The organism is Lonsdalea britannica (assembly GCF_002111595.1).
GTDB lineage: Bacteria > Pseudomonadota > Gammaproteobacteria > Enterobacterales > Enterobacteriaceae > Lonsdalea > Lonsdalea britannica.
Window position 1 is genome coordinate 64,711 of record NZ_LUTN01000008.1, and the last position, 17,711, is coordinate 82,421.

13 protein-coding genes are annotated in these 17,711 nt (G+C 56.1%); 8 read left to right on the top strand and 5 right to left on the bottom strand.

The window, feature by feature from the left end:
• Positions 1 to 86 precede the first annotated feature (86 nt).
• The 3 genes from degS to zapG form a co-directional block, all read right to left on the bottom strand.
• Positions 87 to 1,139, bottom strand: coding sequence for an outer membrane-stress sensor serine endopeptidase DegS (gene degS / locus AU509_RS08635; RefSeq protein WP_085651052.1), 1,053 nt, complete (start codon positions 1,137 to 1,139; stop codon positions 87 to 89).
• A gap of 87 nt (positions 1,140 to 1,226) precedes the next feature.
• Positions 1,227 to 2,594 (bottom strand): serine endoprotease DegQ, encoded by a 1,368-nt coding sequence (gene degQ, locus AU509_RS08640; RefSeq protein ID WP_094118148.1) that lies wholly within the window; start codon positions 2,592 to 2,594, stop codon positions 1,227 to 1,229.
• Between the two features lie 194 nt (positions 2,595 to 2,788).
• Complete coding sequence (zapG, locus tag AU509_RS08645; protein WP_094118149.1) at positions 2,789 to 3,193, bottom strand: Z-ring associated protein ZapG; 405 nt, start codon at positions 3,191 to 3,193, stop codon at positions 2,789 to 2,791.
• A 222-nt stretch (positions 3,194 to 3,415) separates the two neighbouring features.
• Between zapG and zapE the strand changes: the two genes are divergently transcribed.
• From zapE to AU509_RS08680, 6 genes are all read left to right on the top strand, one after another.
• Positions 3,416 to 4,582 carry a cell division protein ZapE gene (gene zapE, locus AU509_RS08650; protein ID WP_409359756.1) on the top strand — a complete coding sequence of 389 codons (1,167 nt, stop codon included), beginning with the start codon at positions 3,416 to 3,418 and terminating at the stop codon, positions 4,580 to 4,582.
• Positions 4,583 to 4,770: 188 nt separating this feature from the next.
• On the top strand, positions 4,771 to 5,199 hold the full coding sequence (gene rplM / locus AU509_RS08660; protein WP_026740709.1) for a 50S ribosomal protein L13: 429 nt from the start codon (positions 4,771 to 4,773) through the stop codon (positions 5,197 to 5,199).
• Positions 5,200 to 5,214: 15 nt separating this feature from the next.
• A complete protein-coding gene (rpsI, locus tag AU509_RS08665; protein ID WP_026740710.1) occupies positions 5,215 to 5,607 on the top strand; it encodes a 30S ribosomal protein S9 in 393 nt (130 codons plus the stop codon).
• 327 nt (positions 5,608 to 5,934) lie between these two features.
• Complete coding sequence (sspA, locus tag AU509_RS08670) at positions 5,935 to 6,576, top strand: stringent starvation protein SspA (protein WP_085651047.1); 642 nt, start codon at positions 5,935 to 5,937, stop codon at positions 6,574 to 6,576.
• Between the two features lie 5 nt (positions 6,577 to 6,581).
• Positions 6,582 to 7,082: a ClpXP protease specificity-enhancing factor gene (gene sspB / locus AU509_RS08675; protein WP_085651046.1), complete on the top strand. Its 501-nt coding sequence runs from the start codon at positions 6,582 to 6,584 to the stop codon at positions 7,080 to 7,082.
• Positions 7,083 to 7,251: 169 nt separating this feature from the next.
• Positions 7,252 to 7,659 carry a GFA family protein gene (locus AU509_RS08680; protein ID WP_085651045.1) on the top strand — a complete coding sequence of 136 codons (408 nt, stop codon included), beginning with the start codon at positions 7,252 to 7,254 and terminating at the stop codon, positions 7,657 to 7,659.
• A gap of 61 nt (positions 7,660 to 7,720) precedes the next feature.
• Here the strand turns inward: AU509_RS08680 and AU509_RS08685 are convergent, their stop codons facing one another.
• Positions 7,721 to 9,139: a glutamate synthase small subunit gene (locus AU509_RS08685; protein ID WP_094118151.1), complete on the bottom strand. Its 1,419-nt coding sequence runs from the start codon at positions 9,137 to 9,139 to the stop codon at positions 7,721 to 7,723.
• A gap of 9 nt (positions 9,140 to 9,148) precedes the next feature.
• Entirely contained in the window at positions 9,149 to 13,612 is a 4,464-nt protein-coding gene (gene gltB, locus AU509_RS08690) for a glutamate synthase large subunit (protein WP_094118152.1), read from the bottom strand.
• A gap of 684 nt (positions 13,613 to 14,296) precedes the next feature.
• Here gltB and AU509_RS08695 point away from each other — a divergent pair.
• Entirely contained in the window at positions 14,297 to 15,226 is a 930-nt protein-coding gene (locus AU509_RS08695; RefSeq protein WP_094118153.1) for a TIGR01212 family radical SAM protein, read from the top strand.
• A 92-nt stretch (positions 15,227 to 15,318) separates the two neighbouring features.
• Positions 15,319 to 17,664, top strand: a complete 2,346-nt coding sequence (gene arcB, locus AU509_RS08700) for an aerobic respiration two-component sensor histidine kinase ArcB (protein ID WP_094118154.1) — start codon at positions 15,319 to 15,321, stop codon at positions 17,662 to 17,664.
• Positions 17,665 to 17,711 lie beyond the last annotated feature (47 nt).

Genomic DNA, 17,711 nt, shown 5'->3' on the forward strand with positions numbered 1-17,711 from the left:
TCCTCTTGCCATAAAAAACGGGACGATAGCCGTGAGGCTGTCGTCCCGTTTCTCGTTTTGTGGCCGGCACAGATTGATGAAGCGCGCTAGTTCGCCGGGAATTCCTGAATGGTCACGTCGAGCGTCAGTTCTTTGTTGTCGCGGAAAATGACGACCGGAATTACCGTGCCGGGCCGCAGCTCCGCCACCTGGTCCATCGTTTCTATGACCGACCGCGCTGGCTTGTTGTTCACCTTCAACAGCAGATCGTCTTCCTTGATACCCGCTTTATCCGCCGGACCATCCTGTTCGACCTTGCTGACGATGATGCCCTGCAAGCGTTCCAGCCCGGCATTCTTGTTGCCGACCCGTTCAATCTGAGCGCCGTTGATACCGATATAACCACGAATGACCCGCCCGTCGCGAATGAGCTTCCCCATCACTTTGGTTGCCAGCGCGACGGGAATCGCAAAGCCGATCCCTTCCGGGGTTCCGCCATCGTTGCTCTTATCGAAAGACAGGGTATTGATGCCGACCAGTTCCCCCAGCGTATTGACCAGTGCGCCGCCGGAGTTGCCCCGGTTAATGGAGGCGTCGGTCTGGAGGAAATTCTGACGGCCTGATGAGCTGAGTCCGACTCGCCCTGTGGCGCTGATGATGCCCTGCGTAATGGTCTGCCCCAGGTTATAGGGGTTGCCAATCGCCATCACGACGTCGCCGACGTGCGGGGTGCGGTGATCGTTAATGGCGATCGCCGGCAGGCTGGTGGCTTCGATTTTAAGCACGGCCAGGTCGGTCAGCGTATCCGAGCCGACCAGCAGCGCCTCATACAGACGGCCGTCCTGCAGGGTGACGACGATTTGTTCGGCGTCGGTGATCACATGTTTGTTGGTAAGAATATAGCCCTTGTTGTTCATGATAACGCCCGAACCCAGCGTGCGGACGTTGAGTTCATCCTTGTTGCCAGCCCGATTATAGACGTTGACGACCGCAGGCGCGGCGCGGCGAACACCTTGGTAATAGCTGACGGGGGCTTGATCTTGCGTCGACACCTCCTCTTTCAGCAGCATGCTGCTGGAGCGCAGTGCGGGAAGGGCCAATAACAGGATCGCGGCCACGACGACACCAATCAATGCTGAGCGTATCAGTTTGGTTAACATGAGCGTTTGGGACTTGAAGAAGAATAAATCGCAGAATAACAAAGATGGTAGGACGCCGCACGGCGCGGCGTCCAGTTTTTAGCGGGATTAACGTAATAGCAGATAAATCGATTCGTCTCCGCGGATGATATTCAGCGCCAGCACGGTCGGCTTGGCTTCCAGTATCTTGCGGAGCTGGGCGATATTTTCCACGCGCTCACGGTTAACGCCGATGATGATGTCGCCTTTCTGCAGACCAATTTTACCGGCGGCGCTGTCTTTGGCGATGTTGTCGATAGTCACGCCTTTGGTGCCATTCTTCAACTGACCGTCGGACAGCGTGGCGCCCTGCAGGCCAGGAGACAGCGTTTCCGCGTTAGTGGATGCGTTAGCGCTGTTATCCAGAACAACTGCAACTTCTTGCTGTTTCCCGTCGCGAATCAGGCCGATTTTCACGGTTTTCCCCGGTGCGGTGGTGCCCACTTTGGCACGCAGCTCGGCAAAGCTGTTGATCGTTTTGCCGTCCAGAGAGACCAGGACATCGCCTGCCTTAATACCGGCCTTGGCCGCCGCCGATTTCGGCAAGACTTCGCTGACGAAGGCGCCGCGCTGCGCGTCGACCTTGAAGGCTTTCGCCATTTCAGAGGTCATTTCGCTGCCTTTAATGCCTAACAGGCCGCGTTTGACTTCGCCGAATTCCAGCAGCTGCTGCGTCAGGTTCTGCGCCATGTTACTGGGAATGGCGAAGCCGATGCCGATATTGCCGCCGCCGGGGGCCAGAATAGCGGTGTTGATGCCGATCAGCTCGCCGTTCAGGTTGACCAGCGCGCCGCCGGAGTTGCCGCGGTTAATGGAGGCATCGGTCTGAATGAAGTTTTCCAGCCCTTCCAGATTCAGCCCGCTGCGACCCAGCGCGGAGATGATGCCGGACGTCGCGGTTTGGCCCAGACCGAAGGGGTTGCCGACGGCGACGGCAAAGTCGCCGACGCGAAGCTGATCGGAATCCGCCATTTTCACGGCGGTCAGGTTTTTCGCGTCGTTCAACTGCAGCAGGGCGATGTCCGTCTGCACGTCGCGACCTATCAGTTTGGCGTCGTATTCACGACCGTCGTTAAGCTGTACGCGAATTTTGTCCGCGTTGTTGATGACGTGGTTATTGGTCAGTACATAACCCTTGGCGGCATCAATGATGACGCCGGAGCCGAGACCCTCAAACGGACGGCTTTGTTTTTCGCCCGGCGCGTTGGGACCAAAAAAGAACTTAAACTCTTCCGGGATGCGCTGATTCTGAACCTGAGTGCCTTCCACATGGACGCTGACCACGGCGGGCAGGACTTTTTCCAGCATGGGGGCCAGGCTTGGCAGCGATTGACCGGCGACTGCCGCAGGCAGAGCAGCTTGGGCGACAGGCAGCGAAGATAGGGACAGTCCGATACTAATGGCTAGTGCGCTGAATAACATCGATGTCTTTTTCATTGATTGTTAACTCTCTCTCGACCTGCGTGGTAGTAAAATGATGATATATAAACTCAATCTTGTGGTGAAGAGTCAGACCGACTATTCCCGTGTAAAGTTCACTGCTGTTTTATGCGCGAAATGTAAGGAGCAGCCAGCGCTGCGGAAGAGAAGAGCGGGGCAAGGCGTGCCCCGCGCGTAGGGAATGAGTAGAATTATTTACGTAGCGGCGTTTCGCCGCGCAGCAGCCCGGAGGCGCTTTCCGAGTAATCACGCGGCGGCATCTTCACCGGCACCTGATCGTTGTCTGATTCGGCTTCCGTCAGACGATAGTTGAACGGATTTTCGCGTGACTGTCCTTCCGGCAGCAGGTCGTTCGAGCTTTTAGCCATGTGCTGATACAGCTTGCGGTAGTCGTCCGCCATATTGTCCAGCAGCTCAGCGCTACGGGCGAAATGACTCACAAGCTCCTGACGATATTGCTCCAGATCGGCTTTGCTTTTCTCCAGCTCATGTTGCAGTACCTGCTGCTGGCGCAGTTTACGATTGCCGTAGCGCATCGCTACCGCACCGATGATGACACCGATAACAAATCCAATCAGCGCGTACTCCCAGGTCATAATGACTCCTATTTGACTTCGTTGTTCCGTCGTATTTTTCACTCAATAATAGTCACTATAACCGCTAAGCTTGCCAGAGTGGAGTCCTGAAACAGGATGTAATAAAGCAGTTGGCGAAGGTGGGCGGTCCTGGAAGCGTTAACTGCTATGATTTAGACGCTAAACTAAGGTTCTTCAACGATAAAAGACCGTTTATCTCCTTTCTATAGGGATCTGGCCGCCATGCAGAATATGACGCCGATAACGCTTTACCAGCAAGCTTTAGCGACGCAGGATTACCAGCCGGATGAGGTGCAACGCCAAACGGTGCTGCGGCTTGAGGATATTCACCGTGCGTTGACGGCGCGTCAGCAGACGACGACGGCCCACGAGCCGCGAAGCTGGCTCCAGCGTCTCGGCAGGAAAAAGCCGCCAGCGCAGGCGCCGGTCGAAGGACTCTATCTTTGGGGCGGCGTGGGGCGGGGTAAAACCTGGCTGATGGATATGTTTTTCCAGAGCCTGCCGGGCGAACGCAAACTGCGTCTGCATTTCCATCGTTTTATGCTGCGAGTGCATGACGCTCTCAATCGGCTACAGGGACAGGAAAACCCTCTGGAACAGGTGGCGGATGAATTTCAAGCACAGACTGATGTGCTGTGCTTTGATGAATTTTTCGTCTCCGACATCACCGACGCCATGCTGCTGGCCGAACTGCTCGGCGCGTTGTTTGCGCGAGGAATCACGCTGGTGGCGACGTCCAACATTCCGCCGGACGAGCTGTATCGCAATGGCCTGCAGCGATCGCGTTTTTTACCGGCTATTGAACTGATTAAACAGCACTGCGCCGTGATGAATGTCGACGCGGGCATTGATTACCGACAGCGAACGCTGCGGCAGGCTCACCTGTACTTTTCCCCGCTGGGTGCGCATGCCGATGATGCGATGCGGCAAATGTTCATCGATCTGTCTGGACACACGCCCGACGGCGAAACGTTGGAGATAAATCATCGTGCGATGCCAGTGCTCGGCAGCTGCAACGGCGTACTGGCGGTCAGTTTCGCTACGCTGTGCGCCGATGCGCGCAGCCAGAACGATTACATTGCCTTGTCCCAGCGCTATCACTGCGTGCTGCTACATCACGTCACGGTCATGGGCGAGGCGGAGGAGGATGTCGCGCGGCGCTTTCTCGCGCTGGTCGATGAATTTTACGAACGCCGGGTGAAGCTGATTATATCGGCGCAGGTGCCGATGCCCGAGCTCTATCAGGCGCTCGTCTGGTGTTCGAGTACCGCCGCTGCCTGTCCCGGTTGCAGGAGATGCAAAGCGAAGACTATCTGCAATTGCCCCATCTGTCGTAGGAGGCGCTGCTGCCTTTTCTATCAATGTGGTAGAAAAAAGGTCGATTTTTGATGGCGGCTTCTCTATAATCCTGCGACCCCACGTTACAACAAAGTTTTTTTCCCGAAACTTTAATCGCGCTGGCAATAGCTATTCGAAGGGGTAGGTTTGCTGGACTAGATAGCCGTGTGAACCTCAACACTATTTATTGAAGCGTTTGTGTGTTCACCAACGTGTAACTTAAATTGGGTAAGCTTTTAATGAAAACTTTTACAGCTAAACCAGAAACCGTAAAACGCGACTGGTACGTTGTTGATGCGAGCGGTAAGACTTTGGGCCGTCTCGCTACTGAACTGGCTCGTCGTCTGCGCGGCAAGCATAAAGCGGAATACACTCCGCACGTTGATACTGGTGATTACATCATCGTCCTGAACGCTGAAAAAGTTGCTGTAACCGGCAACAAACGTTCTGACAAAGTGTACTACCACCACACCGGTCACATCGGTGGTATCAAACAGGCGACCTTTGAAGAGATGATTGCCCGCCGTCCTGAGCGTGTGATTGAAATCGCGGTTAAAGGCATGCTGCCGAAGGGCCCGCTGGGTCGTGCTATGTACCGTAAACTGAAAGTTTACGCGGGTAACGAGCACAATCACGCGGCACAGCAACCGCAAGTTCTGGACATTTAATCGGGATTATAGGCAATGGCTGAAAATCAATACTACGGCACTGGTCGCCGCAAAAGCTCCGCCGCTCGCGTGTTCATCAAACCGGGCAGTGGCAACATCGTTATCAACCAGCGCAGCCTGGATCAGTACTTCGGTCGCGAAACTGCCCGTATGGTAGTTCGTCAGCCGCTGGAACTGGTCGACATGGTTGGCAAACTGGATCTGTACATCACCGTTAAAGGTGGTGGTATCTCCGGTCAGGCTGGTGCTATCCGTCACGGTATCACCCGTGCACTGATGGAATATGATGAGTCTCTGCGTTCTGAGCTGCGTAAAGCTGGCTTCGTGACGCGTGATGCTCGTCAGGTTGAACGTAAGAAAGTCGGTCTGCGTAAAGCACGTCGTCGTCCTCAGTTCTCCAAACGTTAATTTCTGGCTGCTTTGCAGCGAAATCAACGTCAGAAACCCGGTGCTCGTCACCGGGTTTTTTTTGCCTGGTTTTTCAGTGCGTCTAAAAAATTCTCTTTAATTCCATGCGGTTAACGATGAATAGGCGCTTATATCCCCCCAAAACGCACAAAATCTGATACACTAATCGCCGGTTTTGTACCTGTTTGCCAGCTAGTAAGTTTTGATAAAACGACAGCTGTCGTCAGCGGTTTCTTACTCCAGTAAGAAGTTCAAACGCGGCAAGGCCTGCAGGATAATATTCGATCGGTTCTATGCCGTATTTTCTCGATAAACTTGGAGGTTTTCATGGCTGTCGCTGCCAACAAACGTTCGGTAATGACGCTGTTTTCCGGCCCGTCCGATATTTTTAGCCATCAGGTACGTATAGTGCTGGCGGAAAAAGGAGTGAGTGTCGAGATTGAACAGGTAGATGCGGATAATCTGCCGCAGGATCTCATTGACCTCAACCCGTACGGTTCTGTCCCGACGTTGGTGGATCGTGAACTGACGCTGTATGAATCCCGCATCATCATGGAATACCTGGATGAGCGTTTCCCGCATCCGCCATTGATGCCTGTCTACCCAGTCGCGCGCGGCAATAGCCGTCTGATGATGCACCGCATCGAGCAGGACTGGTATTCGTTGTTGAAAACTATTTCCACCGGTACGGCGTCACAGGCCGATGCAGCACGTAAACAGCTGCGCGAAGAGCTGCTGGCGATTGCCCCGGTATTTAATGAAACGCCTTATTTCATGAGCGAAGAGTTCAGCCTGGTCGATTGCTACCTGGCGCCGCTGTTGTGGCGTTTGCCGCTGCTGGGCATCGAGCTGAGTGGTTCAGGTTCCAAGGAGCTGAAAGGCTACATGACGCGTGTCTTCGAACGCGATGCTTTCCTGGCTTCCCTGACCGAAGCCGAGCGTGAAATCCGGTTACAGACCCGAGGTTAAGCTACATGGCTCTGTCTCAACTATCACCGCGCCGTCCGTACTTGTTACGGGCCTTTTATGACTGGTTGCTTGATAACCAGCTGACGCCGCATCTGGTGGTGGACGTCACGCTTCCCGGCGTGCAGGTGCCGATGGAGTTCGCCCGCGACGGCCAGATAGTACTCAATATTGCGCCGCTTGCCGTGGGCAATCTCGAATTGGCTGACGACCTGGTACGATTTAACGCCCGCTTCGGCGGCGTTCCTCGTCAGGTTATGGTGCCAATGGCGGCCGTCATGGCGATCTACGCCCGCGAGAACGGCGCAGGCACCATGTTCGAGCCTGAGCCTGCCTATGAGGCGGGCGGTGACGCGGATGACGCGCTGGTGCAGGACGATGAGCCGCACAAGCCGTCGTTGCGCACGGTCGAAGATGTTGAAACTGTTCCTTCCGGCAATGAAACGCCGGATGACGAGCCCCCTTCACCGCCTCGCGGCGGACGTCCTGCTCTGCGGGTCGTGAAGTAACTCAAAATAAAAGGGCATCATTACGGTGCCCTTTTTTACGTCCCCGGTTCCTCCCGATGCTGCTTCCCTCGTTCCGCTTCTAACGTTCCCAACATTGTTTGTTCAAGCCAAATGAAGACATACTGACGTTCTGAAACCTCTGTTTTTCTGCATCGAAAGGAGAAAAGAAATGGAAGGGCGTTGTTTATGTGGAGCGGTCACGCTGTCTACTGAGCGCGATATCCATGAGGTCTCCGTCTGCCATTGCGGTATGTGCCAGACCTGGAGCGGAGGGCCGTTAATGTCGATAGAGTGTAAAGATGATCTTGTTATCGATGGTAAAGAGAGTGTCGCTTACTACCGGTCTTCGGCGTGGGCGGAGCGCGCATTTTGCCGTCTGTGCGGCTCGCACTTGTTTTACAAGCAGTTGAACCCGTTAACCTATTTCGTGCCGGTAGGATTGTTCGGCAGCGATGAAAACACGCGTATGGTGTCTCAAATCTTCATTGATAAAAAGCCGAAATTTTACGCTTTTTCCCAGCAGACGCAGGAAATGACGGAGCAGGAAATGTTAGAAATGTATCCGTCGCAGAGTTAGCCGTCGACGCTTGTCAAAAGGGCAACCCGAAGGCTGCCCTTGATCTATAGAGGATTGAAAATCAGACTTCGAGATAGTTGAGGATCCCGTCTGCGGCCTTACGGCCCTCAGCGATGGCGGTGACGACCAAATCCGATCCGCGTACCGCATCGCCGCCCGCGAAGATCTTCGGGTTGCTGGTCTGGAAAGCGCTGTCGCGCGCTTCCGGAGCCAGGATCCGTCCCTGATCGTCCAGGGCGACGTCGTGCTCGGCCAACCAGTCCATTCGATGCGGACGAAAGCCGAATGCCATGATGACCGCATCGGCTTCCAGAATGTGCTCGGAGCCGGGTACGATCTCCGGTCGACGACGTCCATTGGCATCGGGTGCGCCCAGCTCGGTGCGCGCCATACGAACGCCGCAGACGTTGCCTGAGGCGTTGATTTCGATGCTCAGCGGCTGCAAATTGAAACGGAACTCAACCCCTTCCTCGCGCGCATTTTTCACCTCACGGCGCGAACCCGGCATGTTCTCTTCGTCACGACGATAGGCGCAGGTCACATGCGTTGCGCCCTGACGGATAGAGGTACGCACACAGTCCATCGCCGTATCGCCTCCGCCCAGAACGACGACGCGTTTGCCTTCCATCGAGACATAAGCTTCCGGCGCGGCCGTTTCGAAACCCATCAGCTGTTTGGTGTTGGCAATCAGGAATGGCAACGCGTCATAAACCCCAGTTGCCTCTTCGTTCTCCAACCCGCCGCGCATAGACTGATAGGTGCCTACGCCCAGGAACACGGCGTCGTGGTTGGCCAGCAGGTCAGTCAGCTGAACGTCTTTGCCGACTTCGGTATTCAAATGGAACTCGATGCCCATGCCGGAGAAAATTTCGCGGCGTTTGGTCATCACGCTTTTTTCCAACTTGAAGGCCGGAATACCGAAGGTCAGCAGGCCGCCGATTTCAGGATGTCGGTCATACACATGCGCTTTCACGCCGTTGCGCGCCAGAACGTCTGCGCAGGCCAGACCGGCGGGACCTGCGCCGATGATCGCCACGTTCTTACCGGTGGCCTGAACGCCGGACATGTCCGGCTTCCAGCCCATTTCGATGGCTTTATCGTTGATGTAGCGCTCGATGTTGCCGATCGTGACCGCGCCGAATTCATCGTTCAGCGTGCAGGAGCCTTCACACAGGCGGTCCTGCGGACAAACGCGGCCACAGACCTCAGGCAGACTGTTCGTGCGGTGGGAGAGCTCAGCGGCTTCGATAATACGTCCCTCATTGGCGAGCTTGAGCCAGTTGGGAATGTAGTTATGTACCGGACACTTCCATTCGCAGTAAGGGTTGCCGCAGGACAGACAACGGTCTGCCTGTGCTTTGGACTGACTTTCTGAAAATGGCTCGTATATCTCAATAAATTCAATTTTCCGTACTTTCAGCGGTTTTTTCGGCGGATCTACGCGCTGTAGGTCGATAAATTGATAAACATTTTGACTCATGATGACCTCTTACTGCGCCAGAACCCGCAGCTCAGCTGCGGAACGACTACGATGACCCAACAGCGCTTGCACATCGCTGGACTTCGGTTTCACCAGTGCGAATTTCGCCGCCCATACCGGCCAGTTGGCGAGGATTTCTTCGCCGCGTGATGAGCCGGTGTGCTGAACATGTTCGGTAATCATGCCGCGCAAGTGTTCTTCGTGGATCGCCAGGCTATCGACATTCAGGACTTCAACCAGCTCTGGGTTGACGCGTTTACGGAACTCGCCGTCTTCATCCAGCACGTAGGCGAAGCCGCCGGTCATCCCTGCACCGAAGTTCACGCCGGTGCGTCCCAGAATACAAACGATGCCGCCGGTCATGTATTCACAGCCGTTGTCGCCAATGCCTTCCACCACGGTGATGGCGCCGGAGTTACGTACGGCAAAACGTTCGCCCGCGCGCCCGGCGGCGAACAGTTTGCCGCCGGTGGCGCCGTAAAGGCAGGTGTTGCCGATGATGCTGGCTTCATGGCTGCGGAATGCGGAGCCGACAGGCGGACGGACGGCAATCATGCCTCCCGCCATGCCTTTACCGACATAGTCGTTGGCATCCCCGGTCAGCGTCAGCTCCACGCCGCCAGCGTTCCAGACGCCGAAGCTCTGTCCTGCGGTGCCGGTGAAGTAGGCTTTGATCGGATCGCTCGCCAGTCCCTGATCGCCATATTTTTCAGCGATAACCCCCGAGAGCGTGGCCCCGACGGAACGGTCGGTGTTGCGAATGTCGAAGTACAGCGTCTTGCTCTGTTTGGCCTCGACGTAAGGCTCGGCCTGTTCATGCAGCGCTGTGTTCAACACCCCTTTGTCGAACGGCGGATTGTTCTCGGTGCAGTACAGCGCCTTGCCCGGATGCGGTGTTGCCGTCTTCAACAGCGGCGCCAGATCCAGTTTGTTCTGCTTGGCGGTGAACCCATCCAACTCAGTGAGCAGGTCGGTACGGCCAATCAGGTCCACCAACTGGCTGACGCCCAGTTCAGCCATCAGCTCACGGGTTTCCCTCGCGATGAAATTGAAGTAGTTGATCACGCGTTCCGGCAGGCCGTGGTAGTGGTCGCGGCGCAGTTTGTCATCCTGCGTGGCAACGCCGGTGGCGCAGTTGTTCAGGTGACAGATACGCAGGTATTTGCAGCCGAGCGCAACCATCGGTCCGGTGCCGAAGCCGAAGCTTTCCGCCCCCAGAATCGCGGCTTTGATGATATCCAGCCCGGTTTTCAGTCCGCCATCCACCTGTAGGCGAATTTTGTGACGCAGGCCGTTCGCGACCAACGCCTGTTGTGTTTCCACCAGACCCAGCTCCCACGGGCAGCCCGCATATTTCACGGAGGTCAGCGGGCTCGCACCGGTGCCGCCGTCATAGCCGGCGATGGTGATGAGGTCGGCATAGGCTTTCGCAACGCCGGTGGCGATGGTGCCCACGCCGGGTTCGGAAACCAGTTTTACCGAAATCATCGCCTTCGGATTGATTTGTTTCAGGTCGAAAATCAGCTGCGCCAGATCCTCAATCGAGTAGATATCGTGGTGCGGCGGCGGTGAAATCAGCGTCACGCCGGGGACGGAATAACGCAATCGGGCGATGTAAGGCGTGACTTTGTCGCCCGGCAACTGACCGCCTTCGCCCGGTTTTGCGCCCTGAGCCACTTTAATCTGAATCACGTCGGCGTTGACCAGATAAGCCGGGGTGACGCCGAAGCGACCGGAAGCGACCTGCTTGATGCGCGAGACCTTGTTAGTGCGGTAGCGCGCCGGGTCTTCTCCGCCTTCGCCGGAGTTGGAGTAGCCGCCCAGCGTGTTCATGGCTTCAGCCAGCGATTCGTGCGCTTCCGGACTGAGCGCGCCGATGGACATGGCGGCGGTGTCGAAGCGTTTGAACAGCTCTGACGCGGGTTCCACCTGATCGAGAGCGATCGCCGAACTCTTCTCCTGCGGCTTGACGGCCAGCAGGTCGCGCAGCGTTGCCGTCGGACGTTCGTTGACCAGTTTGGCGTAGTGCTGATAGTCGCTGTATTCGCCGCTTTGAACCGCAGTCTGCAAGGTACTGACCACGTCGGGGTTATAGGCATGGTATTCGCCGTTGTAGACGAACTTCAGCAGGCCGCCGTGTTCCAGCGGCAGCCGTTTCAGCCAGGCGCGTTTAGCCAGATTCCGCAGGTCTTGTTCGAAATCGCTGAAGTTCGCGCCGCCGATACGACTGACGACACCCTGGAAACAACTGTGGGTGATGTCTTCATGCAGGCCGACCGCTTCGAACAACCGTGAGCAGCGGTAAGACGCCACGGTGGAAATGCCCATTTTGGACATGATCTTGTACAGACCTTTGTTGATGCCGTTACGGTAGTTCAGCATCACAACGCGGTGCGCTTTATCGATGGTGCGATTGTCCACCATACGGGCCAGCGTTTCGTAGGCCAGATAGGGGTAAATCGCGGTCGCGCCAAAGCCGAGCAGTACGGCGAAATGGTGCGGGTCGCGCGCGCTCGCGGTTTCTACAATGATGTTGGCGTCGCAACGCAAACTCTGTTCGACCAGACGGCTGTGAATCGCGCCCACCGCCATCGGAGCAGGTACCGGCAAGCGATCTTTGGCGATCGCGCGGTCAGTCAGCACCAGAAGTACCGTACCGTCGCGGACTTTGCTTTCCGCTTCGTCGCACAGTTTCTCAATTGTTTCCTGTAGCGTCTGCTGCTGAGGATCGAAAGTGAGGTCAATCTGGTCGGCGCGGTAGTGCTCCTGATCCTGATGGATCAGCTGATTGAAATCGGAATAGAGCAGAATCGGCGACTTGAAGCTGAGGCGGTAGGCCTGTCCTTCCGCTTCGCTGAAGACGTTCATCTCACGGCCGATGCAGGTCGCGAGCGACATGACGTGTGCTTCACGCAGCGGGTCGATCGGCGGATTGGTGACCTGCGCGAACTGCTGGCGGAAGTAGTCATAGACGATGCGCGGACGGCTGGACAGCACCGCGAACGGCGTATCGTCGCCCATTGAGCCGGTGGCTTCCTGGCCGTTCTCGCCGAGTACGCGCAGGATCTGGTCCAGCTCTTCGTTACTGTAGCCGAACTGCTTCTGATAGGCCTCAAGCTGCACGTCGTCCAGATCGCGCTGTCCGACCTGATCGTCCGGCATCTCTTCGAACGGCACCAGACGTTTAACGTTTCTCTCCATCCACTCTTTGTAGGGATGGCGACTCTTCAAATCGTTGTCGGTTTCGCTGGAGTGAAGGATGCGTCCTTCCTGCGTATCGATCACCATCAGTTCGCCGGGACCGACGCGGCCCTTTTCCACCACTTCATCCGGCTGATAGTCCCAAATCCCGACTTCAGAAGCACAGGTGATCAGCTTGTCCGTGGTGATGACGTAGCGCGCCGGGCGCAGTCCGTTACGGTCGAGGTTACAGGCGGCGTAACGCCCGTCGGACAAGACCACACCCGCCGGACCGTCCCACGGTTCCATGTGCATGGAGTTGAAGTCGAAGAACGCGCGCAGCTCCGGATCCATGTCCGGGTTGTTCTGCCAGGCGGGCGGCACAAGCAGGCGCATGGCGCGTACGATGTCCATACCACCGGCCAGGAACAGTTCCAGCATGTTGTCCAGCGAGCTGGAGTCGGAGCCGGTTTCATTGACGAACGGCGCGGCGTCCCGCAGATCCGGGATCAGCGGCGTTTTAAATTTATAAGCACGCGCGCGCGCCCACTGGCGGTTGCCGGCGATAGTGTTGATTTCGCCGTTGTGGGCCAGATAACGGAATGGCTGCGCCAGCGGCCAGCGCGGCACGGTATTGGTCGAAAATCGCTGGTGGAACAGGCAGATAGCCGATTCCAGACGAAGGTCGGCCAGATCCAGATAGAAGCGCGGCAGATCCGCGGGCATGCACAGACCTTTATAGATCGTCACCAGATTGGAGAAGCTGCACACGTAGAAATCCTTATCCTGCACGCGTTTTTCAATGCGGCGACGGGCCATAAACAGGCGTCGCTCCATATCGCGCTGGCGCCAGCCCGCAGGGGCGTTCACGAAAATTTGTTCGATGCGCGGTAGGGAGGAGAGGGCGATTTCACCCAGAACATCCGGATTGGTCGGCACTTCGCGCCAGCCCAGAACGGACAGCGTCTCGTTCTGCAGCTCTTCTTCCACAATCCGGCGAGTCGCTTTAGCGACCTCTTCGTCCTGGCTGAGGAACATCATGCCGACGGAGTAATTTTTCGCCAACCGCCAGCCGCGCTCTTCCGCGACCAGGCGGAAGAAACGGTCGGGCTTCTGAAGTAACAGGCCGCAGCCGTCGCCGGTCTTGCCGTCGGCAAGGATCGCGCCACGGTGCTGCATACGGGCCAGTGCGTGAATGGCGGTACGCACGACCTTATGGCTCGGCTCACCTTCTATATGGGCGATTAGTCCGAAGCCACAGTTGTCTTTTTCTTGGGATGCATCGTACAACATATGAATGAACCTCCCCAGGCTCTGTATGACTACCTCATCGCCAGCCCAATGCAGGCGACTTTACCGCGAGCGACCCCTCACTGAGAGTGAATATCTCAGCGGAAAATGACGCTCTCTATTTCCGGACTCTCGTGACGGTCTCACAAGGGGTGATGACTTGCTTGATGAGGGAGTCTTCTTGTTACTGCATAAATATGACGAGTCGTAGTCTCGTCAGGAAAGCTTCCAGCCATTTCCCAAATTAGCGAGAAACCCTGTTCAGGTCAAATCCCCTACATAAATCAGTATTTCAGGGATAATATTTACTTATATTTATGATAAGTAAGGATTTTTATAATAAAAAGAAGACATTGTCTCAACCTGAAGTCCGGATGAAATGTGAGGTGTATCACTATAAGAAAGCCGGATTGGTGTCCCGACGTGCTGCGTTATCTCGACTTAATGGCATCTTATTCTGGTAGATTTCCGTTTTTTAACTCATGTCACTGTTTTTTAATCTCTGGTCAACTTCTAATGCGACGCGCGCAGGTGATTAACAAAACTAATTAAGCTATTTGTGACTTTATTTTCACTAAAACAGAATAATTATTCAAAATGACCGAGAGGGGGGACTTGATCGGCGTCATCGCACGCGGGGCGAGGAAACGGTAGGCTGCTCCTCCCGCGGAGGAGGAAAGTCAGAATATGCAATTACAAAGATTAATCAATATGTTTGGCGGCGATCTCCAGCGCCGTTACGGCGAAAAAATTCACAAGCTGACCTTGCACGGCGGCTTCAACTGTCCTAATCGCGACGGCACGTTAGGCCGGGGCGGCTGCACGTTCTGCAATGTAGCTTCGTTCGCCGATGAACAGATGCAGCAGCGTAGCATCGCCGATCAGCTATCCGCACAGGCCGGTAAGGTTAACCGAGCCAAGCGCTATCTGGCCTATTTCCAGGCTTACACCAGCACTTATGCGGAGGTGCAGGTTCTGGCATCCATGTATCGCGAAGCGCTGACACAGGCCGATATGGTGGGCTTGTGCGTCGGCACCCGGCCTGACTGCGTCCCGGATGCGGTGCTGGATCTGCTCTCCGACTATCGTCAACAGGGCTATGAGGTCTGGCTGGAATTGGGCCTGCAAACGGCGAATGACAAGACGCTGCACCGCATCAACCGCGGCCACACGTTTGACTGCTACCAGCAGACGACGCGACGGGCCAGAGCGCGCGGCCTCAAAGTCTGCACGCACTTGATCGTCGGCCTGCCGGGCGAGGACGAGAAGAGTTGCTTGTCCACCCTGCGCCGCGTGGTTGACGCAGGCGTCGACGGTTTGAAACTGCATCCGCTGCATATCGTTGACGGCAGCATCATGGGTAAGGCGTGGCGTGCGGGTCGATTGCCGGCGTTGCCGCTGGCGCAGTATGTCACCACGGCCGGTGAAATGATCCGCCATACGCCTGCGGATGTGGTCTATCACCGCATCTCCGCCAGCGCCCGTCGCCCGACGCTGCTGGCCCCGCTGTGGTGCGAAAATCGTTGGACCGGCATGGTGGAGATCGACCGCTATCTGTCCCAGTACGGCGTTCAGGGTTCCGCTCTGGGCGACGCCTTCCGTTTTGTTCCCGCCTGACGCCACATCCCGTTCTTAAATCCTCTGTTCATTTCCCGCGCATCATGACTTTTACGGTATGATTTGCGGGATCTCGATGAAGGAAAAATCCTATGAAGCAAATCCGGCTGTTAGCCCAGTATTACGTTGATTTAATGGTGAGACTTGGGCTAGTTCGCTTTTCCATTCTGCTGGCTTCCGCGCTCGTGCTTTTGGCGCTGGTGGTTCAGATGGCGGTGACCATGTTGCTCAGCGGTCAGGTAGAACGCATCGATGTGGTGCGATCCATCTTTTTTGGCCTCTTAATCACGCCATGGGCGGTTTATTTTCTGTCGGTAGTGGTCAAGCAGCTTGAAGAGTCTCGACAGCGCCTGTCGCGTCTGGTGGCCAAATTAGAGGTGATGCGACATCGCGATCAGGAGCTGAACGCCAAACTGCAAAACAACATCGCCCAGCTCAACCAGGAAATCACCGATCGCATTAAAGCCGAAGAGTCGCGTCTTGAGATGCTCAGCAAGCTGCGCGAAGAAATGGCGCGGCGCGAACAGGCGCAGGTGGAACTGGAGCAACAGTCGGCGTTGCTGCGTTCTTTCCTCGATGCGTCGCCGGATCTGGTGTACTACCGCAACGAAAACAAGGCGTTCTCAGGCTGCAACCGCGCAATGGAGCTGCTGTTGGGCAAAAGCCAGAAGCAGATGATCGGCCTGACGCCCTTCGACGTCTATCCGCAGGATATCGCGGCCAAGGTGGTTGAAACGGACGAAAAAGTGTTCCGCCATAACGTCTCCCTGACCTACGAACAGTGGCTGGTTTACCCGGACGGACGCAAATCCTGCTTCGAGTTGCGCAAGGTGCCGTTTTACGACCGACAGGGTAAGCGGCATGGGCTTATGGGTTTTGGACGCGATATAACGGAACGTAAGCGTTATCAGGACGCGTTAGAGAAGGCCAGTAGGGAGAAGACTACCTTCATCTCAACGATCAGCCACGAGCTTCGTACGCCCCTTAACGGCATTGTCGGCCTCAGCCGCATTCTGCTCGACACCCATCTGGAGGCGGAGCAGCGAAAATATCTGAAAACCATCCACGTCAGCGCCATCACCCTCGGCAATATCTTCAACGACGTGATCGAAATGGACAAACAGGAGCGACGCAAGGTTCAGCTCGACAACCAGCAGGTCGATTTCATCGGATTCGTCGCCGATCTGGAAAACTTGGGCGGCTTGTTGGCCGAACCCAAAGGGTTACAGCTAGAGATGGACCTGCAGCAACCGTTGCCGAAAAGCATCATCACCGATGGCACGCGCTTACGGCAGATTCTGTGGAACTTGCTGAGCAACGCGGTGAAATTCACTCAGAGCGGCAAGGTGGTGATCCGCGTCGGGCATGACCAGAACACCGGTCTGCGTTTCGAGGTCGCGGATTCCGGCATGGGTATCCCGGATGACGAACTCGAAAAAATCTTTTCCATGTATTACCAGGTGAAGGATCAGAACGGCGGTAAACCGGCTACCGGCACCGGTATCGGTCTGGCCGTATCCAAACGGCTTGCGCAGAACATGGGGGGAGACATTCAGGTTACCAGCAAACTGGGCGAAGGCTCCTGCTTCACGCTGACGGTGTCCGCACCGAAGGTGGAAGAAGCGGAAACGAATGAGAACGGCGATGAAACAATGCCGTTGCCTGCGTTGCATGTCCTGCTGGTGGAAGATATCGAACTGAATGTCGTGGTTGCGCGTTCAGTGCTGGAAAAACTGGGCAGTAGCGTCGACGTGGCGATGACCGGTCAGGAAGCGCTGGCGATGTTCGATCCGGACGAATTTGATTTGGTGCTGCTGGATATCCAACTGCCGGATATGACCGGGCTGGATGTGGCGCGCGAGCTACGCGTTCGCTACGGTCAGCAAACGTTGCCTCCGCTGGTGGCGCTCACCGCCAACGTGCTGAAGGACAAGAAAGACTACCTGGATGCCGGCATGGACGATGTGTTGAGCAAACCGCTGGCGGTTCCCGCGCTCACCGCGATCATCAAACGGTATTGGGATGCGCCTGAAACTGGCGTGTTGGACGCTGTCGTCGAGGCGACGACCGATGCCTCCGCCGTGGAGTCGATGCTGGACGTCGCCATGTTGCAGCAGTATCTGGATTTGGTCGGTCCCTCGCTGATTCACCAGAGTCTGGATATGTTTGAGCAGATGATGCCGGGCTATCTGGAGGTGCTGGAGTCGAATATGACGGCGCGCGACCAGAAGGGGATTGCAGAGGAAGGCCATAAAATCAAAGGCGCAGCGGGTTCTGTCGGGTTACGGCACCTACAGCAGGTGGCTCAGCAGATTCAAACGACGACGTTGCCTGCATGGTGGGACAATGTGCATGAGTGGATTGATGAACTGAAACAAGATTGGCGTCATGATGTCGACGTGTTGAAAGCGTGGGTGGCTAAGGCTGAAAAAAAATGACCCCGACCGAAGCCGGGGTGCGCGAATTATGCGCCAACACCAGGGAA

What these genes read in the sequence shown, in the direction of transcription:
- degS (WP_085651052.1), bottom strand. Translation starts at nt 1,139, where the DNA reads ATGTTAACCAAACTGATACGCTCAGCATTGATTGGTGTCGTCGTGGCC.
- degQ (WP_094118148.1), bottom strand. Translation starts at nt 2,594, where the DNA reads ATGAAAAAGACATCGATGTTATTCAGCGCACTAGCCATTAGTATCGGA.
- zapG (WP_094118149.1), bottom strand. Translation starts at nt 3,193, where the DNA reads ATGACCTGGGAGTACGCGCTGATTGGATTTGTTATCGGTGTCATCATC.
- zapE (WP_409359756.1), top strand. Translation starts at nt 3,416, where the DNA reads ATGCAGAATATGACGCCGATAACGCTTTACCAGCAAGCTTTAGCGACG.
- rplM (WP_026740709.1), top strand. Translation starts at nt 4,771, where the DNA reads ATGAAAACTTTTACAGCTAAACCAGAAACCGTAAAACGCGACTGGTAC.
- rpsI (WP_026740710.1), top strand. Translation starts at nt 5,215, where the DNA reads ATGGCTGAAAATCAATACTACGGCACTGGTCGCCGCAAAAGCTCCGCC.
- sspA (WP_085651047.1), top strand. Translation starts at nt 5,935, where the DNA reads ATGGCTGTCGCTGCCAACAAACGTTCGGTAATGACGCTGTTTTCCGGC.
- sspB (WP_085651046.1), top strand. Translation starts at nt 6,582, where the DNA reads ATGGCTCTGTCTCAACTATCACCGCGCCGTCCGTACTTGTTACGGGCC.
- AU509_RS08680 (WP_085651045.1), top strand. Translation starts at nt 7,252, where the DNA reads ATGGAAGGGCGTTGTTTATGTGGAGCGGTCACGCTGTCTACTGAGCGC.
- AU509_RS08685 (WP_094118151.1), bottom strand. Translation starts at nt 9,139, where the DNA reads ATGAGTCAAAATGTTTATCAATTTATCGACCTACAGCGCGTAGATCCG.
- gltB (WP_094118152.1), bottom strand. Translation starts at nt 13,612, where the DNA reads ATGTTGTACGATGCATCCCAAGAAAAAGACAACTGTGGCTTCGGACTA.
- AU509_RS08695 (WP_094118153.1), top strand. Translation starts at nt 14,297, where the DNA reads ATGCAATTACAAAGATTAATCAATATGTTTGGCGGCGATCTCCAGCGC.
- arcB (WP_094118154.1), top strand. Translation starts at nt 15,319, where the DNA reads ATGAAGCAAATCCGGCTGTTAGCCCAGTATTACGTTGATTTAATGGTG.